This window comes from Acinetobacter sp. WC-743, assembly GCF_000335555.1.
GTDB lineage: Bacteria > Pseudomonadota > Gammaproteobacteria > Pseudomonadales > Moraxellaceae > Acinetobacter > Acinetobacter bereziniae.
The window spans coordinates 143,169-164,654 of record NZ_AMFQ01000132.1; the positions used below are offsets into that span (position 1 = coordinate 143,169).

A 21,486-nucleotide genomic window follows, 5' to 3' on the forward strand; every position below is an offset into this window, starting at 1 on the left:
GTAAATCATAGATGATTATTATTTGAATTTTCACCAACATAAGCGATTGAGCAAGAGTTTTGCTTTTGGCTTAGCTTAGAGATCTATTCATTACAGTGTTTATTGAAAAGATTATCCTTTGAAGGAGTCTTGGAGATTAAAGTGAAATCTAATTTTGAGTAAAATATGTGTTTAAGTTTGCTTCAATCGAAAAATGAGTATCAACCACGACAAGCATTTCGCAGTAACTAACATATTTTCCTTTTAAATTTCTATAGGCTACATACGTTTATCAAGATATTGCTTTCTCCACTCAGAAGGAGAAAATCCTGTCCATCCACGAAAAGCACGATTGAATGAGGTTTGATCTTTATATGCTAATAAAAATGCAATTTCAGTGATCGCTAACTTCTCGTTTTTTAAGTGCTTTTTTGCCAAATTTTTCCGTGCATTGGCAAGGATTAATTTGAAAGATGAACCTCTGTCTCTTAAATCTCGTTGTAACATCCTCGGAGTAAGATTTAATGAGCGAGCAACAAAATGAATTTGAACATTATTATGCTCAAGTGCTTGGATCACACTTAAATTTACCAATTCAACAAGTGAATCTTGTTTCGGCATTTTTTTAAGTAAAATATTGGCATGATCTGACAAAATTTCAAATAATGTCGGGTCATAGCATTTGAGTTTAGCCTTTAATAGCGTATTTGAAAAAACGATTTTGGTTTGTTCTGTATTAAAGTAAACAGGGCAGTTAAAAAGTTGGGTATATTTTTCAATATTCTCTGGCTCTGGAATTGCCAAATCAAGACGGTGAAAAGCATTTTCAGCAGAATCCATCAATTGTTGTAAGTGATGATAGATAATAGAGACTTGCATCTCTTCAACAATTGACGTTTCTTTAATATATAAACCCGCTTTTACATATGCTGGTTTTTCCCAAGAGATTGAAAAAAAATCTTCATCAAAATCAATTTTTTTAGGGATGTAATTAAACCATAAGCGTTCATACTTCGAAAGTATTTCGATATAGTCAGCGAAGGTGTCACATGACTGGGCAATATATGCCACAATGCCAATATGGTTAGCCTGAACCAAAGCACCAATCTCTAAGCCTAAGCCTTCTTTGGGGTACTGTTCACTGATCTCTTTGATTTTATTGAGCCATTCTCCAAAAGGAATATGGTCATTAAATGTGCTTTTAAAGCTTTTAGGTGAATCTAAGCCATGTTTTTTACAAAAATCATCTAATAAAAGTGTTAAACTATTACGAACGCTTTTAATTTTTAAAAAAGACTTCATAATTTCTCCAAGTTTCCAATTGACTTGATCGTAAATTGGGCTTAATATGCTGAAAAATTTGTAAGGGAACTTCACCCATCAAATTTAGGTAAACTGATTTGGTTGCCTAAAAAATTGACAAGCCGTACTATTGATAAAATCAACCTGATTTACCAAAAATTGAAATATAGTTAAGACTTAAAACTGCATATTCTTTTGCTCTAAATCATATACATGCTCCTAAAATTGAAGGGTGGTAATTATATACCTGTTGGTAAAATTTAAGCATGATGTTTTCTCATTCATATTGAATAGAAAATTGCATTTTTGCATTGCCGACACCAGGCTCAGCTGTGTCCTTAGTCACAATATAATTGGCATAAAACATCAATGATGCATTTCCATTGGCATCGGCTGTGATTGGCTTACTTTTTGTCCCCAATACAACCCTGTTCTTATCTTTGTCGCTAATTTCAATGGCAACATTTTTGGCTTTTTTCGGCACATTATCTATGGCAAGTAACTGAGTATCGACAGTATCATTGGTTCCTGTAAAGGTGATAGTGACAAGACCATTTGCGGGGCAGCTGCTGACATCAAAAGGAATCTGAACGCGTGGGGAACGATCATCTTTATACATTCCTTTGCCCAGTCTGATGGTTCCGAGTTCTATTTTTTTATCTTGTGCAGTACTTAACACGCCACAGGTCTTTTCTGTAACAGTACCTGAAAGGTTAAGATTAATTGCATCTAATTTTATATTATTTGCATTTGCTGTTAAGGAGTAACTTAAATAAAAGACGCTCATTACAGATATGATATATTTACTTAGATTTTGCATCTTATTCTCCTAGGGAAAGTCAATCCGTATATATGCTCTGGAATTAAAAGGTCCAAGTGCTGGTTTATTTCCTGTAATACTGACTGGCCAAGCTTTGAAAGATATGGTCGCGTTTTGGTTTTGATTCAACAGAAATTCAGAAAAACTGGATAAATTGTTTGGAATCAAAGTTTTGCCATTGAGGTCTGAAATTTTAAAGCCGACATCATCATTGTTAGAGACCAACATGTCCCCTTGAGATTTTTCAGATTCAATACGGAAAGTCAGTGTTGCCGCAGCATTCATGTTGGAACACTGTACGGAGACACTTCTGGTTTGTGGATCGATAGAAGCGGGTTTATTGCCTGCGCCTGCTTGGTTAAATTCAGAGGCAAGAATGTCACCAAATTTAATATCTAAAACTGTTCCAGAATCAATGCTACAAGACTGTGGTGCAATAATTCGTCCAGTATAACTGATGGTATATACGGGGTAAGAGAGTGGATCAGTAGGGTTAGTGGTCACATAAACGGTAAACATGGTTTTTGATGGAATGGATACACTGCCTACAAAGGGTTTAACCACTTTCAGGAGAAAGCGTAAGTTTGAGTCATTTACAGGAAAAGACCCTCCCGTACTTACGTTAGGATGCATACCCATATTTATTCGAGCTGGAGGATGAAATGTACCAATAGCACTATCATTAATTTGCATTGCACCCAACAAGTATTCATTGATTCGTATATATTGATAGTCACCAATTTTTTCAACGATTGGCTCATTGGTTACATAAGCACGATTAGTATAATTATACGATGAACTTGATGGATCGCATCGGGCTTCAAGTTTTTGAGAAAAATTCATGTTCAAAACTTGTATTTTTCCTACTGCATTATTACTCGAAGTAAATGTATCCGATAAATTGTAATTAACTGAATCAACAACATTTATTCCTTTTGCATTCCAGCATTGTCGTGCAAAGGATTGAGTTGAACTAATGAACAGGAGTAAGAGTAATAAATATTTGAATTTCATCGTGTAGAGCTTGTGGCTTAAAAAATTGCGAATAATCTGAGAGCATATTTCAGCAGCATAAAGGGTTAGAGCATTTAACTTTGGACTGAATGCTGGCGTATATAAATACCCTTGATACGTTAAATATCGAGGTTTGATTGGACTGAACACGTATGTCGTGTGATTTTTCATATTTCAATCCTATGGGAAATCAATTCGAATAAATGCTCTGGAATTAAAAGGACCAAGTGCAGGTTTTTTCCCTGTTACACTGACTGGCCATGCTTTAAAAGATATGGTCGCATTTTGGTTTTGATTCAATTGAAACTCAGAAGTGCTTAATAAATTATTTGGAATCAATAGTTTATCATTAAGATTTGAAATTTTAAAACCGATATCATTATTGTTTGAGACCAACATCTCGCCTTGAGACTTTTCTGATTCGATACGGAAGGTGAGTGTTGCTGCAGCATTCATGTTTGAACATTGAACTGAGACACTTCTAGTTTGTGGGTCGACAGAATTGGGTTTATTGCCTGCACCTGCTTGTGCAAATTCAGAGGCAAGAATATCGCCAAATTTAATTTCTAAAACCTTGCCTGAATCGATGGTACAAGACTGTGGTGCAATAATTCGTCCACTGTAGCTAATAGTATATACTGGATAGTAGAGTGGATCGTTATGTGATGTGGTGACATAAACAGTAAACATCGTTTTTGATGGAATTGATACATTGCCTACAAAGGGTTTAATTACTTTAAGGCGTAATGTTAAATTTGAGTCTCTTACCAGAAAGGGATTACCGTCATCAACATTGGGATCTCTGCCCATAGATTTGCGCGCAGGAGGATAAAATTCACCTATCGCACTATCATTTATTCGCATTGCTGCCAGCAAATATTCATTAATTTGCATATACTGGTAATCACCTTCTCTTTGAACAATTCCTTGCTCGGCTATATATGCACGAACAGTTATACTTTGCCCCCCAGGATACGAAGCAGATGTGCATTGGGCTTTGATGTCCGTGTTAGGATTTATAGTGATCTCATGTATTTGCCCTATAGCATTATTACCCTGAGAAAAGGTTCTCGATAAGTCATAATTAACTTTATCGACTATATTGTAACCTTTGGCATTCCAACATTGTCGTGCATAAGATTGGGTGGAACTGACCATAAGAAGCGAGAGTAGTAAGTATTTAAGTTTCATTTTGTTCAGCCCCTTATTGACATTCAAGTTCAAATTGAACAACAGGTTTAGTCAAATCCATTTGAGAAATGTCATAAGCTGTGCTGCATTTTTCACTGGAGTTTCCGCCCCAATAAGCTTCTAAGGTGCCTTTAAGTGGTAAGCCAGTTAAGTAGACACGACCGTCATCAGCAACCATACTTCGGGTAGAACTTTCTGTTTCGATCACACTGCTGGCATAAGGTACAGGTTTGCCATCATGTGATAAGGTCACCAGTGCTCGAACACCGATACTGGTATCAAAGGTTGCTCGAACAATGGCGCCTTTAATTGGAACGACATGTTCAACGTTGTTACGAATTTCCAGATTATTACTAAAGCTGTCTGAGTTCAGTGCGACACGGTTAGAGCGATATTCATTGGCATAAGGCACAATCGCATAACCACGCCAGTCAGTTTTAACGCCAATTTGATTTTCAATATTGACGCCTTTTGCCCCAGATGCTTTGACTAAGATAGAGCTTGAACCTAAAGGTTGACCAAAGGTAATCCCGTCACGATGAGCAAGCACGCCACCTGATGCACTATAGGTAAACTGATTGGAATCTTTTTCATAGCTATAACCCGCGCCAACATTACCGTAGCTGCCGTTATAGGTCACATTTAAAGAGCCAATGTCACCTTGTTGGCTGACTTTGCCTTGGTTAAAGCTATAACTTAAATTTCGATCTTTCAGCAAAGTACCACTGACACCTGCCATATAGGTTTCATCACCATTCGAGTTTTGTGTACTTGAAAACGATGCATAACTATTCTGGATTGGATTGTCAGTAAATTTTGCCTTTGCTAACACCTTGTCTAAAGGAAAAGAAAGGTTCATGGTATACATGGTGTCAGTAATGTCACGCGCAGAGTATTTATTGCGACTGACCGAAAATGAATAGTTTACGGTTTTCCAAGAGTTAGAGTAACCTGCTTGTAACCACTCATCTTTTTTATCGGTGTTCCAGTAAGTTTGTTGGTTTCCTGAAATAAATAGAGAACCGTAGTCTCCAAATGAGTGTGAAATATTGAGTTGGAAGCGACCTTTTTTGGCATTATTTAAATTATAGTAGTCTTCAATATTGGGAAGATCAGTTTGATCTTTACCTGTATTGTAGCCACTCATGTTTTTATTGGTGACATCATTTAAGGTGTAGAAACCTTTGGTCGAATAGCGATAGCCTAAAAGCTGAAAAGTGGTACCCGAGCTTAGTAGTGATTTTGAATATAAAAAACGTAATGATTGACCACTAGATGAACTTTTATCTGCTAACTCACTGTTGGCATGGGTAATATCAAACGAGAAAGCACCGTAGTGTCCAAGATTTGCACCTAAACCCAATAAAAAACTTTTATATTTTTGGGAAAGCTGAGTACCAGAATAAACCGTCATGCCACTGTTCAATCCATGGATCGCTGTTGCTTGTGCGATAAAAGGATTGTCTTGGTTTCTTAATCCACTTCGATACTCACCAAGCGCAATACTGTATTTGGTACGATCTTCACGTTGTAAAATAGGTAGTGTTGAGAACGGCACTTTAAAGGTTTGTAGAGAGCCATCATTTTCTTCAATGGTCACGACCAAGTCACCATTTAAAGACGCTGTATTGATGTCTTCAATTTTAAAAGGACCAGGCGCAACGTTGATTTGATGAACCACATAACCATTTTGCTTAATGACCACTTTGGCATTGGTTTTCGCAACACCACGGATCGAAGGCGCATAGCCTTGTTGGCTATCTGGATACATGGCATCAGATGTAGACAAATGAACACCTCTGTAGCCAAAGCCGTCAAAAATCTCACCTGAAGTTGTACTATCACCGATGATGAGTTGACTTTTGATTGGGGCTACGATGGTTTGCGCATAAGTGTTTAAGTCATTCCATTGGTTTGAAGATTTGCCTTGGTGAGAGTTGTAACTCCAACTTCCAGAGTGCCTAAATTGCCATGCGCCAATATTGAGCCCATTGTCCAAACGTAAAAATGCGCTATTGGAATCTGTTTTAGAGTTGTTATAACCTGAGATATTATAATTGAGAAATAAACCATTGATGCCTTCATCCCATTGATCTGGTGAGATATAACCTCTGACCTGATTCATGAGCGATATTTGTGGCAGACTAATATTGAGTTTTTGTTTGTCAAAGTGGAATTGGGTTGTTGCACCTTCAATAATCGAGGTGAAATCTACACATTGTTGAGTGGTATCTGCAAAGCCTTCATATTGGGCAATATTGACACCAAAACCCTTTAAGGTTTTGATGTCTAAACAAGGCAATAAGCCTGTAGAATCCTGAGCGTCAGCACTCTCAATAAAATTAATATCACGTGTAAATGCATATTGATCATTGACATATACATCGACACGATACACACCAGGTAACTGATGGGTGGACTTATCAAATCTGCTTAAGTCGGAGATTTGTGTGTCAGGCAACCCATCTGACAGGAATTCAGGGTTAAACACTTGTTCAGCATGACTCTCTCTCACCATCACTGCGGATATAAGCATCGTTATCGCCATACCCATCGGGTATCGCTTAATAATTTTCCTTATACGTAACGTATTGGATGATGTTAAATGTAGAGTATTCATATGCTTACTTCAGTTCTAAATTCACTTTAGACGTTAAACCACCATAATCATTGACTGTTTGATAGCTCAAGCTACCGCCAGAGCTGTCTGCGATTTTTGTCTGCGTTAATGGAGCTGCCATCACATTGGGTAATTTTTTGTCATCTAAATAAAGATTGACAAAAGACACATGATAGGGAGATGGGTTATTGACTGTAATACCGTCAGCAGTTTTAGAAAACTTGAGTGTATTCAATGAGTCTTCAGCTTTAGTGGTTAAACCTGTAGGTCGAATAAACAGTTTGATGCGAGATAAAACCGCAAGCTGTAAAACATTCTTATCGGTCAATGTTGACTTATCAATCGAGGGAATCGCTTTGACATTGATCCAAAACACAGATTCACGATCTTGAGGGAGATTCGGTGCCACATTGATAATACGTAAGGTATTTTCAGCGTTCGCTTCAGCAACAAATAAGGGTGGAGTAATCAGAAAATCTTTAGATTTATTCTCTGAAGAATCTTCTACCCATGCATTGATCAAGAAGCGCTCTTTGCTATTGCTGTTAATGATCGGCAAAGAAACTTGTTTTGCATCGGTTGGATAAATCACACGGGTTGCACCCAGTGAAATACCACCAGAACCATTGGTGTTTGCAAAACTTGTCGCAGTCATACAGGCTAAGGTTATACCAAGAAGACCTTGTTTAAATAAGTTCAAGTTCATATAAACCTTTAGAATTTACTTATGGATAAAAAATAGAAATTAAAAAATGTGGTGCTTGAGTAGGTGAATCTTCAAAAGGCTTATTTAAGTAAACACGTACACTTTTTGGTGATTCATCGTCATAATGTTTAGGTAGGTCAATATGTTGGATAAATCTTTCACCTAAACGTTTATGTTCAGCACTTTGAATATTAATTTCTTTATCAAACTCACTTTTTGTTTGTGCTGTGGTGGTAAACATCTCTTTTTTTAACTGATTGGGTTCAGATAAACTGATGATGAGATTGCTATAGTAGTCAACAGAACAGGTTGAAAAGTTAATTTGAATAGGGGATTGGGGAGCTCTAGTCGAAGTATCAACTATACTTTCAATCGAAATTGAGCAACTTTGATTGAGTAAAGCCCCCAGAAATTGAGCTTTTCCACCAAATACATAACTTTCAGCATAAATATGAGTGCTAACCAATATCCCAGCAATCAGGGCTATATATTTTTTCATGGGTAAAATAAGCTCATTTAGTCAATTGCTTAGAAATTATTCCCGAAAGAATAATTACTCATATTTCACTGTAAAGGTTGCATTTGCATTTGCTTGACCAGGTGTAGTGGCAGCATCTGTAGCTACATAACGTGCACTGAACTGAAGCGTGTTATCACCAGTAATAAGTGTTTTTGCTGTTGAGTAATCCGCACCTGTTAAGCCCAATACTTTTGCAGTGTGGTCCGCAATTTCAATACCGACATTTTTTGCTGCGGTGCCGTTTGCATCAGCAGCAGACACTGCTAATAGTTTAGCGCCAGCTGTACCACCTACAGCATTACCTTGGAAAGCAACCGCTGCAGTTGCTTGAACTGCAGTGTCACAGTCGACAAGTTTGATTTCAAAAGGTACAGCAGTTGTTTTATCACCAGCTTTGGTAAAGCTTGCTGTACGAATTTGACCGAGTGTTACGGTTTGATTTGTAGAACTTGTACTTACTGCACATGCAGCATTGACAAGATCGCCTTTAAAGTTGACTGTTCCACCTTTTACTTCAACAGGAGCAGCTAAAGCAGAAGCAGAAACACCGAATGTAGAGATTGCGATTAGACCTAATGTACTAAATTTCATAGTAAAACCTATTCGTTAAAAAAATTGATATTCAACACTTTCTTTTTTGTTTATTGACTTCATTTGTTATGGCATCAATAAACGCTGTTTATTCGTACTGTTTTTTAAAAATAGTGACAGATGTAATAAACACACGAACATATTGATATTTACCGCAAGGGAAAACTTTGTATTTTAAACGCGATTAGATTGTATTTAACGACGATTATTATTTTTGTGACTTTATTTTTATTAATTATTATTATTGTGAATTAAGTCTCTAATTTTGTTTATTTTTAATGTTTAAAATCATGATTTAAATTTAAAATTATTATTTAATATTATGTAGATAATGAAAATTATATGTGAAAAATATTATATTTAAAATGGTTTTGAAATATTAATTTATTACGGTATTGTAATTTTATAAAAAGGCATGCATTTGTTTAGTATTTTTTAATTTAAATTAAAATTTATTATTGTGGTTTTTTAAACAGAAACTGGTGATTGAGAATTTATTTGTTTGAGATGGTGGTTTTTGAATAATACATATTTAAAAGGCTTAAATGAAAATACTTTTAACCCGTTTAAAAAATAATTTTAGCCGCATTCTTTGGATGACTTGATGCCTCATTTGTTTAAAAAAAATTAACGATCATATAAGTTGTGTGTGTATTGATGTTTTGACTATATTTGCATTCATTAATTGTTATATTATAACATAACAATTAATTATTGATAATTGAACATTGTCTTTTGAGCTTGGATTTTAGTGAAATGAAACGATGCTACTTTATTGGATTGATTGGATGCGTTTCGGCATGTAGCCAAAACGCATTAGACTCAAAACAACAGTTCATGACGATCAACCAGTCTTTATCCAAGCTCGTTAGGACAAATCATCAAGTAGATAAACAGCCTATCAAAAACGTGCCGGCTTCTTTTTTGGTGTGGGAGCAAGATGCAGTTAACCAACAAGCGATTGAACATTATAAAAAATTTTTAAAACAACAAGGCATACATACTTATGTGCCTAATTTTGAGTTTTTCCAAACTGCGAGAGATTGGCAAAGATGCAATGCAACTGAATTTGAAATTCCTCCTCAAGCGTTGTGGCGCAATATCGTGCCTACACTCAACATTCTGGACCAGCTGATTGATCAGCAGATTTTGAATGATTTCACAGTGACTTCAGTTTATCGAAATTTAAATCTCAACCGATGCGCCAATGGTGCAAGCGCTTCAAAACATATTTTTAATGCGGCTTTAGACTTTCGAATTGGTTCTGAAATGCCAGATGAAAAAGAATTGGTTGTTATTCAAGGCACAAAAATAAAACTTTGCAAGTTTTGGCATGACTATGGTCAACAACTCAATATGGGTTTAGGCGTCTATCCATCGGGGCAAATCCATATTGATAGTGCAGGTTATCGCACTTGGGGAGCAGATCATCGTTATCACTCATCTCCATGTATGAATACTTTTCTAAACAATCATAAAAAGCAGGATCAATAAAAATGAAACAAGCTCAGGCGCAGCAAATGCTTTTGCAAATTTTACAGGCAGAACATAAGGCAATGAGCGCATATCAACTTTTGGAAAAAGCCAAGCCTTATGGTTTTCAAGCCCCTATGCAGATTTATAGAGTACTTAAACAACTGTGTGAGCAGAAACTTATTATTAAACTGAATAGTTTAAATCTATATATCGCCACAGTTGCAAATTTGGAAACGCCTTATCAAATCTTAACGGTCTGTACCCATTGTCAACAGGTGCAAAGTATTGTCATTCCCCATTTTGACAGATGTGTCAAACAATCCTTAAACGCAAAAAAATTTAACGCCAAATGTGAATATTTAGAAGTCCTCGGTCAGTGTTTTGCGTGTGTATCGGCGCATGAAAACCATACAATTTTAAAGTGAGAATGCCAATGAATAACTTATTAGCCACTCCCCAAAAGCTTCCTGTCACTGTTTTATCAGGTTTCTTAGGTGCTGGAAAAACGACTTTACTGAATCATATCTTGAATAATCGTGAGGGTCGCAAGATTGCAGTGATCGTCAATGATATGTCTGAGGTCAATATTGATGCTGCTTTAGTTCGAGAGGGCGGTGCAGAACTTTCACGGACCGATGAAAAGTTGGTTGAAATGAGTAATGGTTGTATTTGTTGTACCTTAAGAGAAGACTTATTGGTTGAAGTCCGACGTTTGGCAGAGGAGCAGCGCTTTGATCAATTGGTGATTGAATCTACAGGTATTTCTGAACCTTTACCAGTTGCAGAAACCTTTACTTTTGAAGATGAAAATGGCATTTCACTGAATGAATTTGCCCGTCTTGATACGATGGTGACTGTGGTTGATGCCTATAATTTTTTAAAAGACTATAGCTCTCTGGATAGTTTACAAGCGAGAGGCGAGTCATTAGGGGAACATGATAGTCGTAATGTGGTTGATTTATTGATTGATCAAATTGAGTTTTGTGATGTGATTGTGCTGAATAAAATTGATTTGATTCAGCCACCCGAGCAGGACAAGCTGTTTAAAATTTTACAATCGTTGAACCCCCGAGCAAAAATTGAAGTTTCTGAATTTGGTCAAGTGAATTTGGATCGAATATTGAATACTCATTTATTTGATTTTTATGAAGCCGCACAAGCGCCGGGTTGGCTTAAAGAACTGCGCGGTGAACATACCCCCGAAACAGAAGAGTATGGTATTCAAAGTTTCGTTTATCGTGCCAGACGACCATTTCATCCGCAAAGGTTCTTTGATTTTATTCAAACTGAATGGCAAGGTGTCATTCGTTCTAAAGGTTACTTTTGGTTGGCATCAAATCCTGAGTTGGCAGGATCTTGGTCACAAGCAGGTGCGTTGGCAAGACATGGTGTGGCTGGATATTGGTGGGCAGCCGTGTCTGATGAACATTGGCCAGAAGATCAGCACAGTCTGGATGTCATTCAGGGAAACTGGGATGAACAAACAGGTGATGCTCGCCAAGAAATTGTTTTAATTGGACTGGATATGAATCAATCTGAATTAATTAATCAATTGGATGCATGTTTGTTGACGGATACAGAAATGGCATTGGGTGCAGAAAAATGGCAAACTTTTGATAATCCATTTAGTGATTGGGCGGATTCTATCGCAACCCATTAATCCATGATGTATAGCTCAGTCAGTGTCTAGTTGTGAGTATGGTTTAAAAGGCGTGCTTTTAGTTAAGCACTCCTTTATTCTTTTGATCAATGAAAACCCTAGATTAAATTAAAACTTTGCTCTTAATGTAAGGGTGACATTACGCGGTTCACCCCAATAAACGCCGTTATAAAAACCGACATTTAAGTAGTATTTTTCATCAAATAAATTATTGATATTTAGACTTGCAGTCAGCTCATCACTCAATTTATAACTGGCAAAAGCATTTGCCAAGTAATAAGCCTTTTGAGTGACTACACCACCATTGTAGGCATTTGCAGGCGCTCCTCCCCATTTTTGTGAAATCTCACTTTGCCAGTTGATGCCGCCACCTATCGTCAATTTTTCTGAGCCTGACCAAAGATTTTCAGGCAGGGTATAACTGCTAAATAATTTCACTTGGTTTTGAGGAATATTGCTTAAAGCATTAGCATTTGCAGAGCTGACACTATTGACATAAGTATACCCAAAACTTAGATTCCAGTTTTCCTGTAATTTACCAATGGCTTCTAATTCAAAACCATTGACTTTAAGCCCTTTGCCCGTTGACATATAGGCAGTATCCATCTCATCAACTTTAGCAATGGTGCCGTTTTTTACACCTTCGCGGTATTCAACATCTTCTACAGCAAGGTCTTTGACATCTGACCAAAATAAAGCCGCACTGGTCAGTAACTTACCGTCCAATAGATCCGCTTTAATACCCAGTTCAGTGGTGTTACCCATTTCAGGATCTAAATAGTCACCAAAGCGATCTCGTCGTGTGGAGGGATTGAATACTTTGGTATAGCTGGTATAAGCAGTATAAGTATCATTGATGTCATATAAAATCCCTGCATAGGGGATGAGTTGATCAAAATTACGTGGCTTTGTAGGAGAAACAGCAGCGTTAGGATCCCATTTATCGACTTTGTAATCATAGGAGCTATAACGTGCGCCTAAAATTAACTTAAGCGGGTCAGCCAGATTTAAACGTAAAGTTGAATATACGCCGTAAAGTTCTGTGGTATTGGTACTACCTGCACCATTTTTTTCATATGTCGGTTTCGGAATATTTCCTGTCCACTCTCGATAATCTGGTATAGCAGCAGGATATGCTATTTTGCTGTTAACACTTAATGAAGTATTTTCACTTTTGAATCCACTATAACCAATGATTAAATCATGTTGGCGGTTTAACAATTGAAATGAACCAGTTGCATAAAAATCAATATTGAGCTTTTTACTTTCAGCATAAGGGCTGACCATACTCCATAGACTTAAACCTTTACCTGTGCTTGGGTCTGGAAAACCACTCCCACCATAAGCCACGATCCAACTGTTATCCGAAGTGCTGTGTGCAATTGCAGCTTTTACCAACCAATCATTGGCAAAAGTATGTTCTATATCTGCAAAAACTGTTTTATCTGTATTGGCAATTGAGCTCCAGTCCGCAGACAAGCTAAAGTTTCGCGAAAAATTCGCTTTACTTCCATCAGCATTGAAATATGGCACTGTTCCCCACGTTGAGCCTTTAGGGTCATTGTCTTGATATTGGAACCCAACAGAGGCAGTTGTGTTTGCCGTTAAATCTGCACTGATAATCCCCATCGCGGCTGTTGACTTTAGTTTATAACGATCCATATAGGATTCTTTGTCAGTATAAGCTGCCATGAATCGGCTTCTAACACTGCCATCTTGAGTGAGTGGAATAGAAACATCGGCTTCAACACGGGTGTTGTCCCATGAGCCATAGGTGGAGCTGACATTGCCCTTAAACTCTTTTTCAGGACGTTTACGAACCATATTGATGGTTGCAGAAGGGCTTCCTGTTGAACCTGTTAGACCTGATGCACCTTTGACGACTTCAATACGGTCAAAGAAAAAGCTGTCGAAGCGAGGAGCGTTGTCACCTACAGGCATACCATCAATTTGTCGGTTGCTGATTGCAAAGCCACGGGAATAGTAGTTAGAACGTTCACTGTCATTCTTTGTTGCTGTTACACCGGGAGTGGCAGCAAGTACATCATCCAAAATAGTGAGACCACGTTGCTCAATTTGTTCACGTGTGACTACACTCACAGATTGTGGTGTTTCTTTTAAAGATAACTTGAGTTTCGAAGATGATCGTGATGAATTGGCTTTATAACTGCCACTTCCTTCAGTTTTTTCATCTTGAGTATCTGCTTTGACGGTAATGGTTGGGAGAACAGACAGATCAGTATTGGATGGTTGTTCTTGTGCAAAAGCAGTATGAGAAATTGCACCACATATCAAGAATGACTTGATTGCAATGTTTAATGCCGTTTGTCGAAATTGCTTGTCCATAATAGTGATAAATTATGCTAATAAGAATCGTTATTATTATCAATAAGATTACAAAAAGCTACGAAAATGTCATAATTTATAAATAATTATTTTGATATTTAAAGAAAAAATAAGATTTAAATTTATGTAATATATTATTTTATATGTAATTTTTTAAAATTAAATACATGAAAATTTATTGTTCATTTCATTAAACTCATAATGATTAAATGTATCAGAAAGTAAATTGATTGGGAGTAAAATTGTTCCAAAAAAAAGATTGACATTAAAGTTAACTTTAAACTTAAAGTAGAGCTATACCCAATGAGGCGATAAAATGAAAGTCTTCGAAAAATTGATATTTCCAAATGGTTCTGAGATTGCCAATCGTATAGCGAAAGCTGCGATGGAAGAAAATATGGCAGATTTAAATCACGCACCTTCTGAAGCATTGATGCGTTTATATCAAGCTTGGGCTGATGGTGGTGCAGGACTGATTATTACAGGTAATGTCATGGTGGATCGTCGTGCAATGACTGGACCTGGTGGTGTGGTACTTGAAGATGATAAACACTTGGACATTTTTAAACGTTGGACTCAGATAGCACGTTCTCAAGGGGCACAAGTTTGGCTGCAAATCAACCATCCTGGTCGTCAAATGCAGTCCAATCTGGGTCAAGCAACTTGGGCACCATCTGCTGTTGGATTAGATTTAGGCAAAATGTCAGATCGTTTTAATTTACCAATTGAAATGACTCAAACGATGATTGATGAAGTGATTCAACGTTTCGCAAATACGGCTCGGTTAGGCGAAAAAGCAGGTTTTACGGGAGTCGAAATCCATGCAGCGCATGGCTATCTATTGAGCCAGTTTTTATCACCGCTCAGTAATAAACGCCAAGATCAATGGGGCGGTTCACTTGAAAATCGTGCACGTCTTTTACTTGAAATTGTCAAAGCAGTTCGAGCAGTGGTCTCAGATCAGTTTACGGTGGCAGTGAAACTTAATTCAGCAGACTTTCAGCGTGGAGGTTTTAGTGCTGAAGATGCTCAACTTGTAGTCGAAATGTTGAATGAATTGGCGGTCGACTTGGTTGAACTTTCAGGTGGCAGTTATGAAGCCCCCGCGATGCAAGGACAAGCGCGAGATGGTCGAACTTTGGCACGTGAAGCTTATTTTTTGGAGTTTGCGCAAGAGATTCGCAAGATTGCCAAAATGCCCGTGATGGTCACAGGTGGTATTCGCCGTAAACAAGTTGCTGAACAGGTCATAGAGAGTGGTGTCGATATGGTTGGAATTGCTACGGCTTTAGCCATTGATCCAAACTTACCGAATGCATGGAAGCAAGGACAAAATATAGCACCGACTTTGAAAGCAATTTCATGGAAGAATAAAACGCTTGCATCACTTGCCAATATGGCAACAGTTAAATTTCAGCTACGTAAACTCAGTTTAGGTAAAACGCCCAATCCTCAAGTGTCCCCCTTATGGGCATTGATTTTACAACAAACTGCGATGGCACGTCGTACTCGTCAGTATAAGCATGCGATGGCAAATATCTTAAAAGCGAGGGGATAAGATGGGACAAAATCATGATTTGAATTGGATGATTTATGGTGCAAATGGCTATACGCCTGCTAAATTGATGGATTATCAGTTCGTTACTCAGCTTCAAGATTCAGGCGAATTGGTGATTTGTTAATATTCAAAAGTTGAAAGAAGTGAGATGTCGATTGAGTTGTACTTCTTATTCACTCTTAATTGACTCAAAATGTATGAATAAAGAAAAACCAGATCAAGTGATCTGGTTTTTTATAACATCGAGCAATTTTTTTAAGAAATTAATTTAACCTGAGTTCGATAAAAATCATTGATGAAAGATGATACAGCCAAACCTCCTGATTATTCATACAAGTGATTTGGATGATTCATTTATTTCGCCCTTTTGAATCTATATATGGTCTTGCTATCGTGAAGCGACATGGATGTCGCCATGTTGAGCGGGGGGTATATAGGATGTACCCCTCGCTCAACGAAAGATTTTTGTCACTTTTCATCTCTGAAAAGTGAGCCATCGCCTACGCAAAACAATTTAAACTTTAGAAATAAAGTGTGGCAGTGCAAGCCTTAGATCATCAAACAATCTATTGATCGCTTTAATTTTATTGATCAAGAGAAATGAAACGCTATTGATGGTTGCGCTTGCGGAGCGCCGCTCCTCATCCTAAAATTGGATGAAAACGCAGCAAGACTCCATGGAGATTTATTATTTTTCAATGAGTTGAAGATTTAATTACATCGAACTCAGGTTAATTTAGACTTTTTAATCGTTTTATCACAGCCTCAGCAACTTCTTTACTGGATTGAGGATTTTGTCCAGTGATGATCCTGTCATCAGAAATCACATAAGAGGTAAAAGGGAGAAAACCTCGTTTATATTGAGCACCGCGTTGTATTAAATTGTTTTGTAGAGAAAAGGGAACTTGAGATTTAATTCCAGACAACGTTTCCTCAATATTGGCAAAACCGGTCACAGTTCTTCCTGCAATCAGCGGTTGTCCATTTTGTTTTTTTAAAGGCAATAATCCACCGACACCATGACATACTGCTGAAACAATCCCACCTTGTTGATAAATTTTTTCACTGATCTTTTGTAGGGCTTGATTGTTGGGAAAATCCCACATCGTCCCATGCCCACCAGTATAGTAAACGGCTTGATAATGTGCTGGATCAATTGCATTAGGTGCCAGTGTGGTGTTCAGTCGCTGTACAAATTTCGGGTCTGCCAGATGTGCTTTAGCTGATGCATCCATGTAGATAGATTTTAAACTGCGTTCATCCAGTGGAACAGTACCACCTTGAGGGCTGACAAAATCCATGTCGTATCCTGCTGCTTGAGCAACATCATAAAAATGAGTAAGCTCAGTCAGCCATAATCCTGTCGTATCAGAACGTGAGGGATACGTTGCATGATTGGTCATAACGACCAAAATTTTTCCGCTTGATTTTACGGGGTTAGTTTGTTGAGTAGATTCAGATGCTGTGCTTTGACCACTTGCGAATATCACCATAAAAATGCCCATCCACCGATAAAGAAGATTCCAACGTTTAAACATAACAGGTTCCTAATCGTCCACCTGTATTCAATGCTATGCTTAAAGTGAGGTTTAAGGTCAAGCACTTTTATGATTTATGGATAACTGGGCTACATTTGTTCCTTTGCATAATAAAGATTCAGCAAGCGTTGTGCATTTTCCGCACAAGTAATTTCATCAGGTTTGTTATTGATTGCGTGAATCATGGTGCGTAGATTCAGTTTGCTGAGGCTTAACTTTTGTTCTAATTCTTCAATATCTTTAATTTTACTTTCTAAAATACCGATCAATATGTCGTGATTCCATTGACCAACTTGAGAGGGTAAGAAAGACTTAATTTCATTCAATGAAAAACCGACTTGTTGTGCCTGTTGAATCAAAAAAAGCTGTTTAAGATCATCTTCACTGTACTCTCTATAACCATTTGATTTTCTTTTGGCTTTGGGGAGTAGTTTGATTTGCTCATAATAACGAATCGTCGGCGTACTTAGTCCGCTTTGTTTAGATAATTGACTGATATTCATTTTACTAATTTCTTTTTAACACTAAAGTTTACTTTAGGCTTTCACATCATCAAAAGCAAGATGAAAAGATCAATCTGAATTTCATTGAGCGTAAAGATAAAGAGCAGTGGGATTTTTTCTGGAAGGAATCTTGTATTTTCAGTAGTAGCGTCATGAAAATACAAGATTGGTGAACATCCTATGGTCAAAACAGACCAGTTTGAAGTTAGAACGCCCAAACAAATTTTAATAGTCCAGTATGACCTTCTGGGCGATTTTCAACTTGAGTCTCGGTTAAATATTTTGCTTCGACCGACCAGTTTTTATCTTGATATTGTACAGCAGGACCAACAGCCAAAACCTGTCCACGCATACCAATATTGTCACCATGTTGGCGATCTGATTTGGTTTGCTTAAACGCATAACCTTCAATAGCAACTTTAACATGATCTGAAAGCTTATAGCCTATACTGTAATCTCCTGCAAAATAATCTCCAGATCGATAATGTGTATCATCGTTTTCTGTATTAAAGCTATAAGAGATTTTCGTAGAAAGGTCTAAACCATTTTCAGGTGCATAGCTATAGCCAAAAATTGGTCGTACGGTATTGTAGTTTTTTCCTATATTGGCAACCAAAGGTTGAGTGATGCTTGCTTTGTCATATTTTCCAGTAGCAAGCACTGTTTCAATCGCGCCAATCCAGTGATGATTACCACGGTGCCAACCAAGCATTGAACCGAGCATTAGATCACCCAAGGCGGTGTTATGGTCTGACATACCTGCTGCTGAAAGGCGCAAATCGACCATCGGTTGAATCGCATAGAATCCAAGTTGACCTCCCCAATAGTTTTGCTCTGTCATCCAAACCAGTCGAGGAATAAAAGCATTGACGTCTAAATGAAAATTGGGAGGACCTTGATCAAAATGTCCTGCATGATAATTTTGATAATAAGTCAATAAGTAAACACCCGGTGGAGGTAAGGCACCTGCCATCATACCTTCTGCACCCAAGGCAAATGAGTCTGCACCATTTTCCGTAGCATGAACGATGTGCGTGCTTAAACCGAGCATTAATGTAAGTGAAAGTTTTAAGATGAATTGTTTCATAGAAAATCCTTTTCAATGATATTTTTATGACATCGAGCTGTACCTATAAGCTTCTGTATAGGTACATTGTGTTAGATAAAATCGTGATGTTTGAGGTTAAGCTGCTGCTCTACGGCGATTAACTTCTGTTGAGGGAATTTGTTGAGTCTCTTTGACCAATTCAAAGTGAAAGCTAATGTGCTTAAAAGGCTGATCTAAATTATATTTTTTAATCTCGTCAACAGCTGTAACTTCACTTGCCGTGGCAATTAAGCCTTCACGTGTGGCAAAGGCAAAGTCGTCCCAAAGATATTGATCACCATCAATATTGAATTGGGTGGTGAGTTTGCGATAACCTGGCGCAGAGACAAAATAGTGAACATGAGATGGTCGATTGCCGTGACGACCCAGCAAATTGAGTAGTGCTTGTGTCGTACCATCCGGTGGACAGCCATAACCTACAGGCATGGTGGTTTGTGCGACATATTGACCATTGGCATCTGTGAAAATACTACGGCGCAAATTAAACTCAGACTGAGATTTATCAAAGAAAGAATAATTGCCTAGACTATTGGCATGCCAAATTTCTACTTTGGCATTGGGAATTTTATTTCCAGCCGTATCTGTGACAATACCTTCAATGATCAACGCATCAACATGATCCGATTCAGAACCATCATCCATACGTGCAAAGCCGACAGATTCAGGTGCACCTGCAACATATAATGGACCTTCGATCGTGCGTGGTGTTCCACCTGTAATACCAGCTTTCGCATCGGCTTCATCAGCACGCAGATCTAAATAGTGTTCTAAGCCTAATCCTGCTGCCAACAGACCAAGCTCGTTGGCTTGACCAGCATCGGTAAAGTATTCTAAACCTTTCCAAAGTTCAGTTTGAGATATATCCAAGTCTTCAATAGCTTGGAACAAGTCTCCAAGTAGGCGAACCACAATTTGCTGAACACGTGGATTTACTTCACCTGTTGCAGTGTCTACATTCATTTGTTGAACTAATTTATCTATTTCTTGGCGGTTCATCATCATCTTCCTTTGATTGATATGACTGTCGGGAGTGATCTTGTTTTGTCGAGATCACTCAACTGTATCTTTGACTAAAATTGTATAAAGACATGCGTTAGGTCTAAATGTGTCTGAAAAGTGCTGAACGTGATTGTTCCTTTGCACCATCCGCAGCACTCAAGAAACGTTCAGTATGAATATCTTTTTCAAACAAACGGCTTTGCATCAGTGTAGAAATAGCTGCATCAATCATCGGAGGCGGTCCACATAAATAGGCTTTGTGTCCACCACATTTGTGCTCGAAATAATTGGCTACAGCTTCATGAACAAAGCCTGTAAAACCTGTCCAATCGTCTGCTGATTTGGGTGCATTAAGCGCAGGGATGTATCTGAAATTTGGATATTCTTTGACAAGCTGTTCAAATTTTTCTCGGTTATACAATTCAGCCAGATCACGTGCGCCTTGGAAAAGATATATGATGCGTTGATCACCTTGTTCAAGCAGATCCATGATCATGGATTGCGGACTGGACAGCCCCGAACCGCCTGCGATAAAGATGACATTTTGTTGGTCAGACTTACGTACAAAGAATTGCCCATATGGACCTGAAAGAGCGAGTTTATCTCCCAGCTTTAACTGTTCATGGATATACTGTGTTCCCTGACCGCCTTCGACTTTACGAATGTGCAATTCGATGATATTGGTTTCACTGGGTGAGTTTGCAATTGAAAATGCACGAGTCCCTTCGACATTGGGGATATGGAGATTGATATATTGTCCAGCTTGAAATGCCATCTCACGATCAATTTCAAAACGGATGCCCTTAATCGTCGGTGATAAGTCGGTCATTTCGACCACTTTTGCTTGGTAGTCTTGAACCAAGTAACCTAAGAAATCCTCATCTTCATCCACATCTGCCTCGATGATCATGTCAGATTCAGGTTTACAACAGCAGGCCAAAACTTTATTTTCTTCTCGTTCAATATCCATCAATGCAAACGGTGAAGCCTCGCCAACATCGTAGAAACCGTCTGTGACTTGGACTTTGCAAGTCCCGCATGTGCCATGCCCACAGGCAAAGGGTAGCCAAACCCCTTGGCGTAATGCAGCATCCAAAATAGTTTGATCTTGCTCTACTTCAATCGTGGTACCGATGGGTTCGATGGTAACTTGATAGCTCATCTTCATTCTCCTTAAACGTGTGTGCCGTTGTAACCCTGTAATTCAGGCGTAACAAAGCGTAGGAGTGATTTGTGATCAAAACCCAAATCCGCTAAAGATTTAGAAAGATCCACGTTTAATCGTTGCCGGTTAAGGTAAAACTCAACTTTTGACCAATCAATATTTGCAAAGTCAGGATGTTGCTCGAAACCTACTTGAATCTGTCCATCAAGCAACTCTTGAAAAGTTTGATGCGCTGAAACGACAAAAGTATGGGCAGAACAAAAAAGTGTATGATGGTCCCAACCAATAAATAGCAGCATATTGTCGCCGTATTTTTGCTGGAGATCTAAAGGTTCAAATTGATAATTTTCTACAATCGCTTTTACGGTCATGGGGTAATTCCTCAAATTT

At 38.0% G+C, this 21,486-nt stretch carries 20 protein-coding genes; 5 read left to right on the forward strand and 15 right to left on the reverse strand.

The window, feature by feature from the left end; translation table 11 throughout:
* Positions 1-258: 258 nt before the first annotated feature.
* The 8 genes from ACINWC743_RS20415 to fimA all read right to left on the reverse strand — a co-directional run bounded on the left by ACINWC743_RS20415 (position 259) and on the right by fimA (position 8,743).
* Complete coding sequence (locus ACINWC743_RS20415; protein ID WP_009586808.1) at positions 259-1,281, reverse strand: helix-turn-helix domain-containing protein; 1,023 nt, start codon at positions 1,279-1,281, stop codon at positions 259-261.
* 277 nt (positions 1,282-1,558) lie between these two features.
* A complete protein-coding gene (locus ACINWC743_RS20420; RefSeq protein ID WP_009586771.1) occupies positions 1,559-2,101 on the reverse strand; it encodes a fimbrial protein in 543 nt (180 codons plus the stop codon).
* A gap of 9 nt (positions 2,102-2,110) precedes the next feature.
* A complete protein-coding gene (locus ACINWC743_RS20425) occupies positions 2,111-3,286 on the reverse strand; it encodes a fimbrial protein (RefSeq protein ID WP_151776249.1) in 1,176 nt (391 codons plus the stop codon).
* A gap of 9 nt (positions 3,287-3,295) precedes the next feature.
* A complete protein-coding gene (locus ACINWC743_RS20430) occupies positions 3,296-4,306 on the reverse strand; it encodes a fimbrial protein (protein WP_035301508.1) in 1,011 nt (336 codons plus the stop codon).
* Between the two features lie 13 nt (positions 4,307-4,319).
* Positions 4,320-6,926, reverse strand: coding sequence for an outer membrane usher protein FimD (gene fimD, locus ACINWC743_RS20435; RefSeq protein WP_035301509.1), 2,607 nt, complete (start codon positions 6,924-6,926; stop codon positions 4,320-4,322).
* 4 nt (positions 6,927-6,930) lie between these two features.
* Complete coding sequence (locus tag ACINWC743_RS20440) at positions 6,931-7,632, reverse strand: fimbria/pilus periplasmic chaperone (protein WP_009586694.1); 702 nt, start codon at positions 7,630-7,632, stop codon at positions 6,931-6,933.
* A 19-nt stretch (positions 7,633-7,651) separates the two neighbouring features.
* Entirely contained in the window at positions 7,652-8,131 is a 480-nt protein-coding gene (locus ACINWC743_RS20445) for a hypothetical protein (RefSeq protein WP_005033145.1), read from the reverse strand.
* A 54-nt stretch (positions 8,132-8,185) separates the two neighbouring features.
* Positions 8,186-8,743: a type 1 fimbrial major subunit FimA gene (gene fimA, locus ACINWC743_RS20450; RefSeq protein WP_009586731.1), complete on the reverse strand. Its 558-nt coding sequence runs from the start codon at positions 8,741-8,743 to the stop codon at positions 8,186-8,188.
* A 756-nt stretch (positions 8,744-9,499) separates the two neighbouring features.
* Here fimA and ACINWC743_RS20455 point away from each other — a divergent pair.
* The 3 genes from ACINWC743_RS20455 to zigA are packed head-to-tail and all read left to right on the forward strand — an operon-like array spanning position 9,500 to position 11,879.
* On the forward strand, positions 9,500-10,237 hold the full coding sequence (locus ACINWC743_RS20455; RefSeq protein ID WP_009586704.1) for a D-Ala-D-Ala carboxypeptidase family metallohydrolase: 738 nt from the start codon (positions 9,500-9,502) through the stop codon (positions 10,235-10,237).
* Positions 10,238-10,239: 2 nt separating this feature from the next.
* The gene (locus ACINWC743_RS20460; protein ID WP_009586718.1) at positions 10,240-10,644 is read left to right on the forward strand and encodes a hypothetical protein; all 405 of its coding nucleotides are present in this window, start codon (positions 10,240-10,242) and stop codon (positions 10,642-10,644) included.
* A gap of 8 nt (positions 10,645-10,652) precedes the next feature.
* Complete coding sequence (zigA, locus tag ACINWC743_RS20465; RefSeq protein ID WP_009586727.1) at positions 10,653-11,879, forward strand: zinc metallochaperone GTPase ZigA; 1,227 nt, start codon at positions 10,653-10,655, stop codon at positions 11,877-11,879.
* A 108-nt stretch (positions 11,880-11,987) separates the two neighbouring features.
* On the opposite strand, the gene ACINWC743_RS20470 is transcribed toward zigA, so the two are convergent.
* Positions 11,988-14,225 carry a TonB-dependent siderophore receptor gene (locus ACINWC743_RS20470; RefSeq protein WP_009586800.1) on the reverse strand — a complete coding sequence of 746 codons (2,238 nt, stop codon included), beginning with the start codon at positions 14,223-14,225 and terminating at the stop codon, positions 11,988-11,990.
* A gap of 316 nt (positions 14,226-14,541) precedes the next feature.
* Here ACINWC743_RS20470 and ACINWC743_RS20475 point away from each other — a divergent pair, with 316 nt between their 5' ends.
* The gene (locus ACINWC743_RS20475; RefSeq protein WP_009586742.1) at positions 14,542-15,783 is read left to right on the forward strand and encodes an NADH:flavin oxidoreductase/NADH oxidase family protein; all 1,242 of its coding nucleotides are present in this window, start codon (positions 14,542-14,544) and stop codon (positions 15,781-15,783) included.
* A gap of 1 nt (position 15,784) precedes the next feature.
* Complete coding sequence (locus ACINWC743_RS25110; RefSeq protein WP_009586795.1) at positions 15,785-15,907, forward strand: hypothetical protein; 123 nt, start codon at positions 15,785-15,787, stop codon at positions 15,905-15,907.
* A gap of 607 nt (positions 15,908-16,514) precedes the next feature.
* Here the strand turns inward: ACINWC743_RS25110 and ACINWC743_RS20480 are convergent.
* From ACINWC743_RS20480 to ACINWC743_RS20505, 6 genes are all read right to left on the reverse strand, one after another.
* Complete coding sequence (locus ACINWC743_RS20480; protein ID WP_009586705.1) at positions 16,515-17,321, reverse strand: type 1 glutamine amidotransferase domain-containing protein; 807 nt, start codon at positions 17,319-17,321, stop codon at positions 16,515-16,517.
* A gap of 89 nt (positions 17,322-17,410) precedes the next feature.
* On the reverse strand, positions 17,411-17,824 hold the full coding sequence (locus ACINWC743_RS20485; RefSeq protein WP_009586765.1) for a MerR family transcriptional regulator: 414 nt from the start codon (positions 17,822-17,824) through the stop codon (positions 17,411-17,413).
* 205 nt (positions 17,825-18,029) lie between these two features.
* Positions 18,030-18,911, reverse strand: coding sequence for a SphA family protein (locus tag ACINWC743_RS20490; RefSeq protein ID WP_009586809.1), 882 nt, complete (start codon positions 18,909-18,911; stop codon positions 18,030-18,032).
* Between the two features lie 96 nt (positions 18,912-19,007).
* Positions 19,008-19,928, reverse strand: coding sequence for a catechol 1,2-dioxygenase (catA, locus tag ACINWC743_RS20495; protein ID WP_035301510.1), 921 nt, complete (start codon positions 19,926-19,928; stop codon positions 19,008-19,010).
* A 103-nt stretch (positions 19,929-20,031) separates the two neighbouring features.
* The gene (locus ACINWC743_RS20500; RefSeq protein WP_009586690.1) at positions 20,032-21,093 is read right to left on the reverse strand and encodes an NADH:ubiquinone reductase (Na(+)-transporting) subunit F; all 1,062 of its coding nucleotides are present in this window, start codon (positions 21,091-21,093) and stop codon (positions 20,032-20,034) included.
* Between the two features lie 11 nt (positions 21,094-21,104).
* A complete protein-coding gene (locus ACINWC743_RS20505) occupies positions 21,105-21,467 on the reverse strand; it encodes a phenol hydroxylase subunit P4 (protein WP_009586774.1) in 363 nt (120 codons plus the stop codon).
* Positions 21,468-21,486 lie beyond the last annotated feature (19 nt).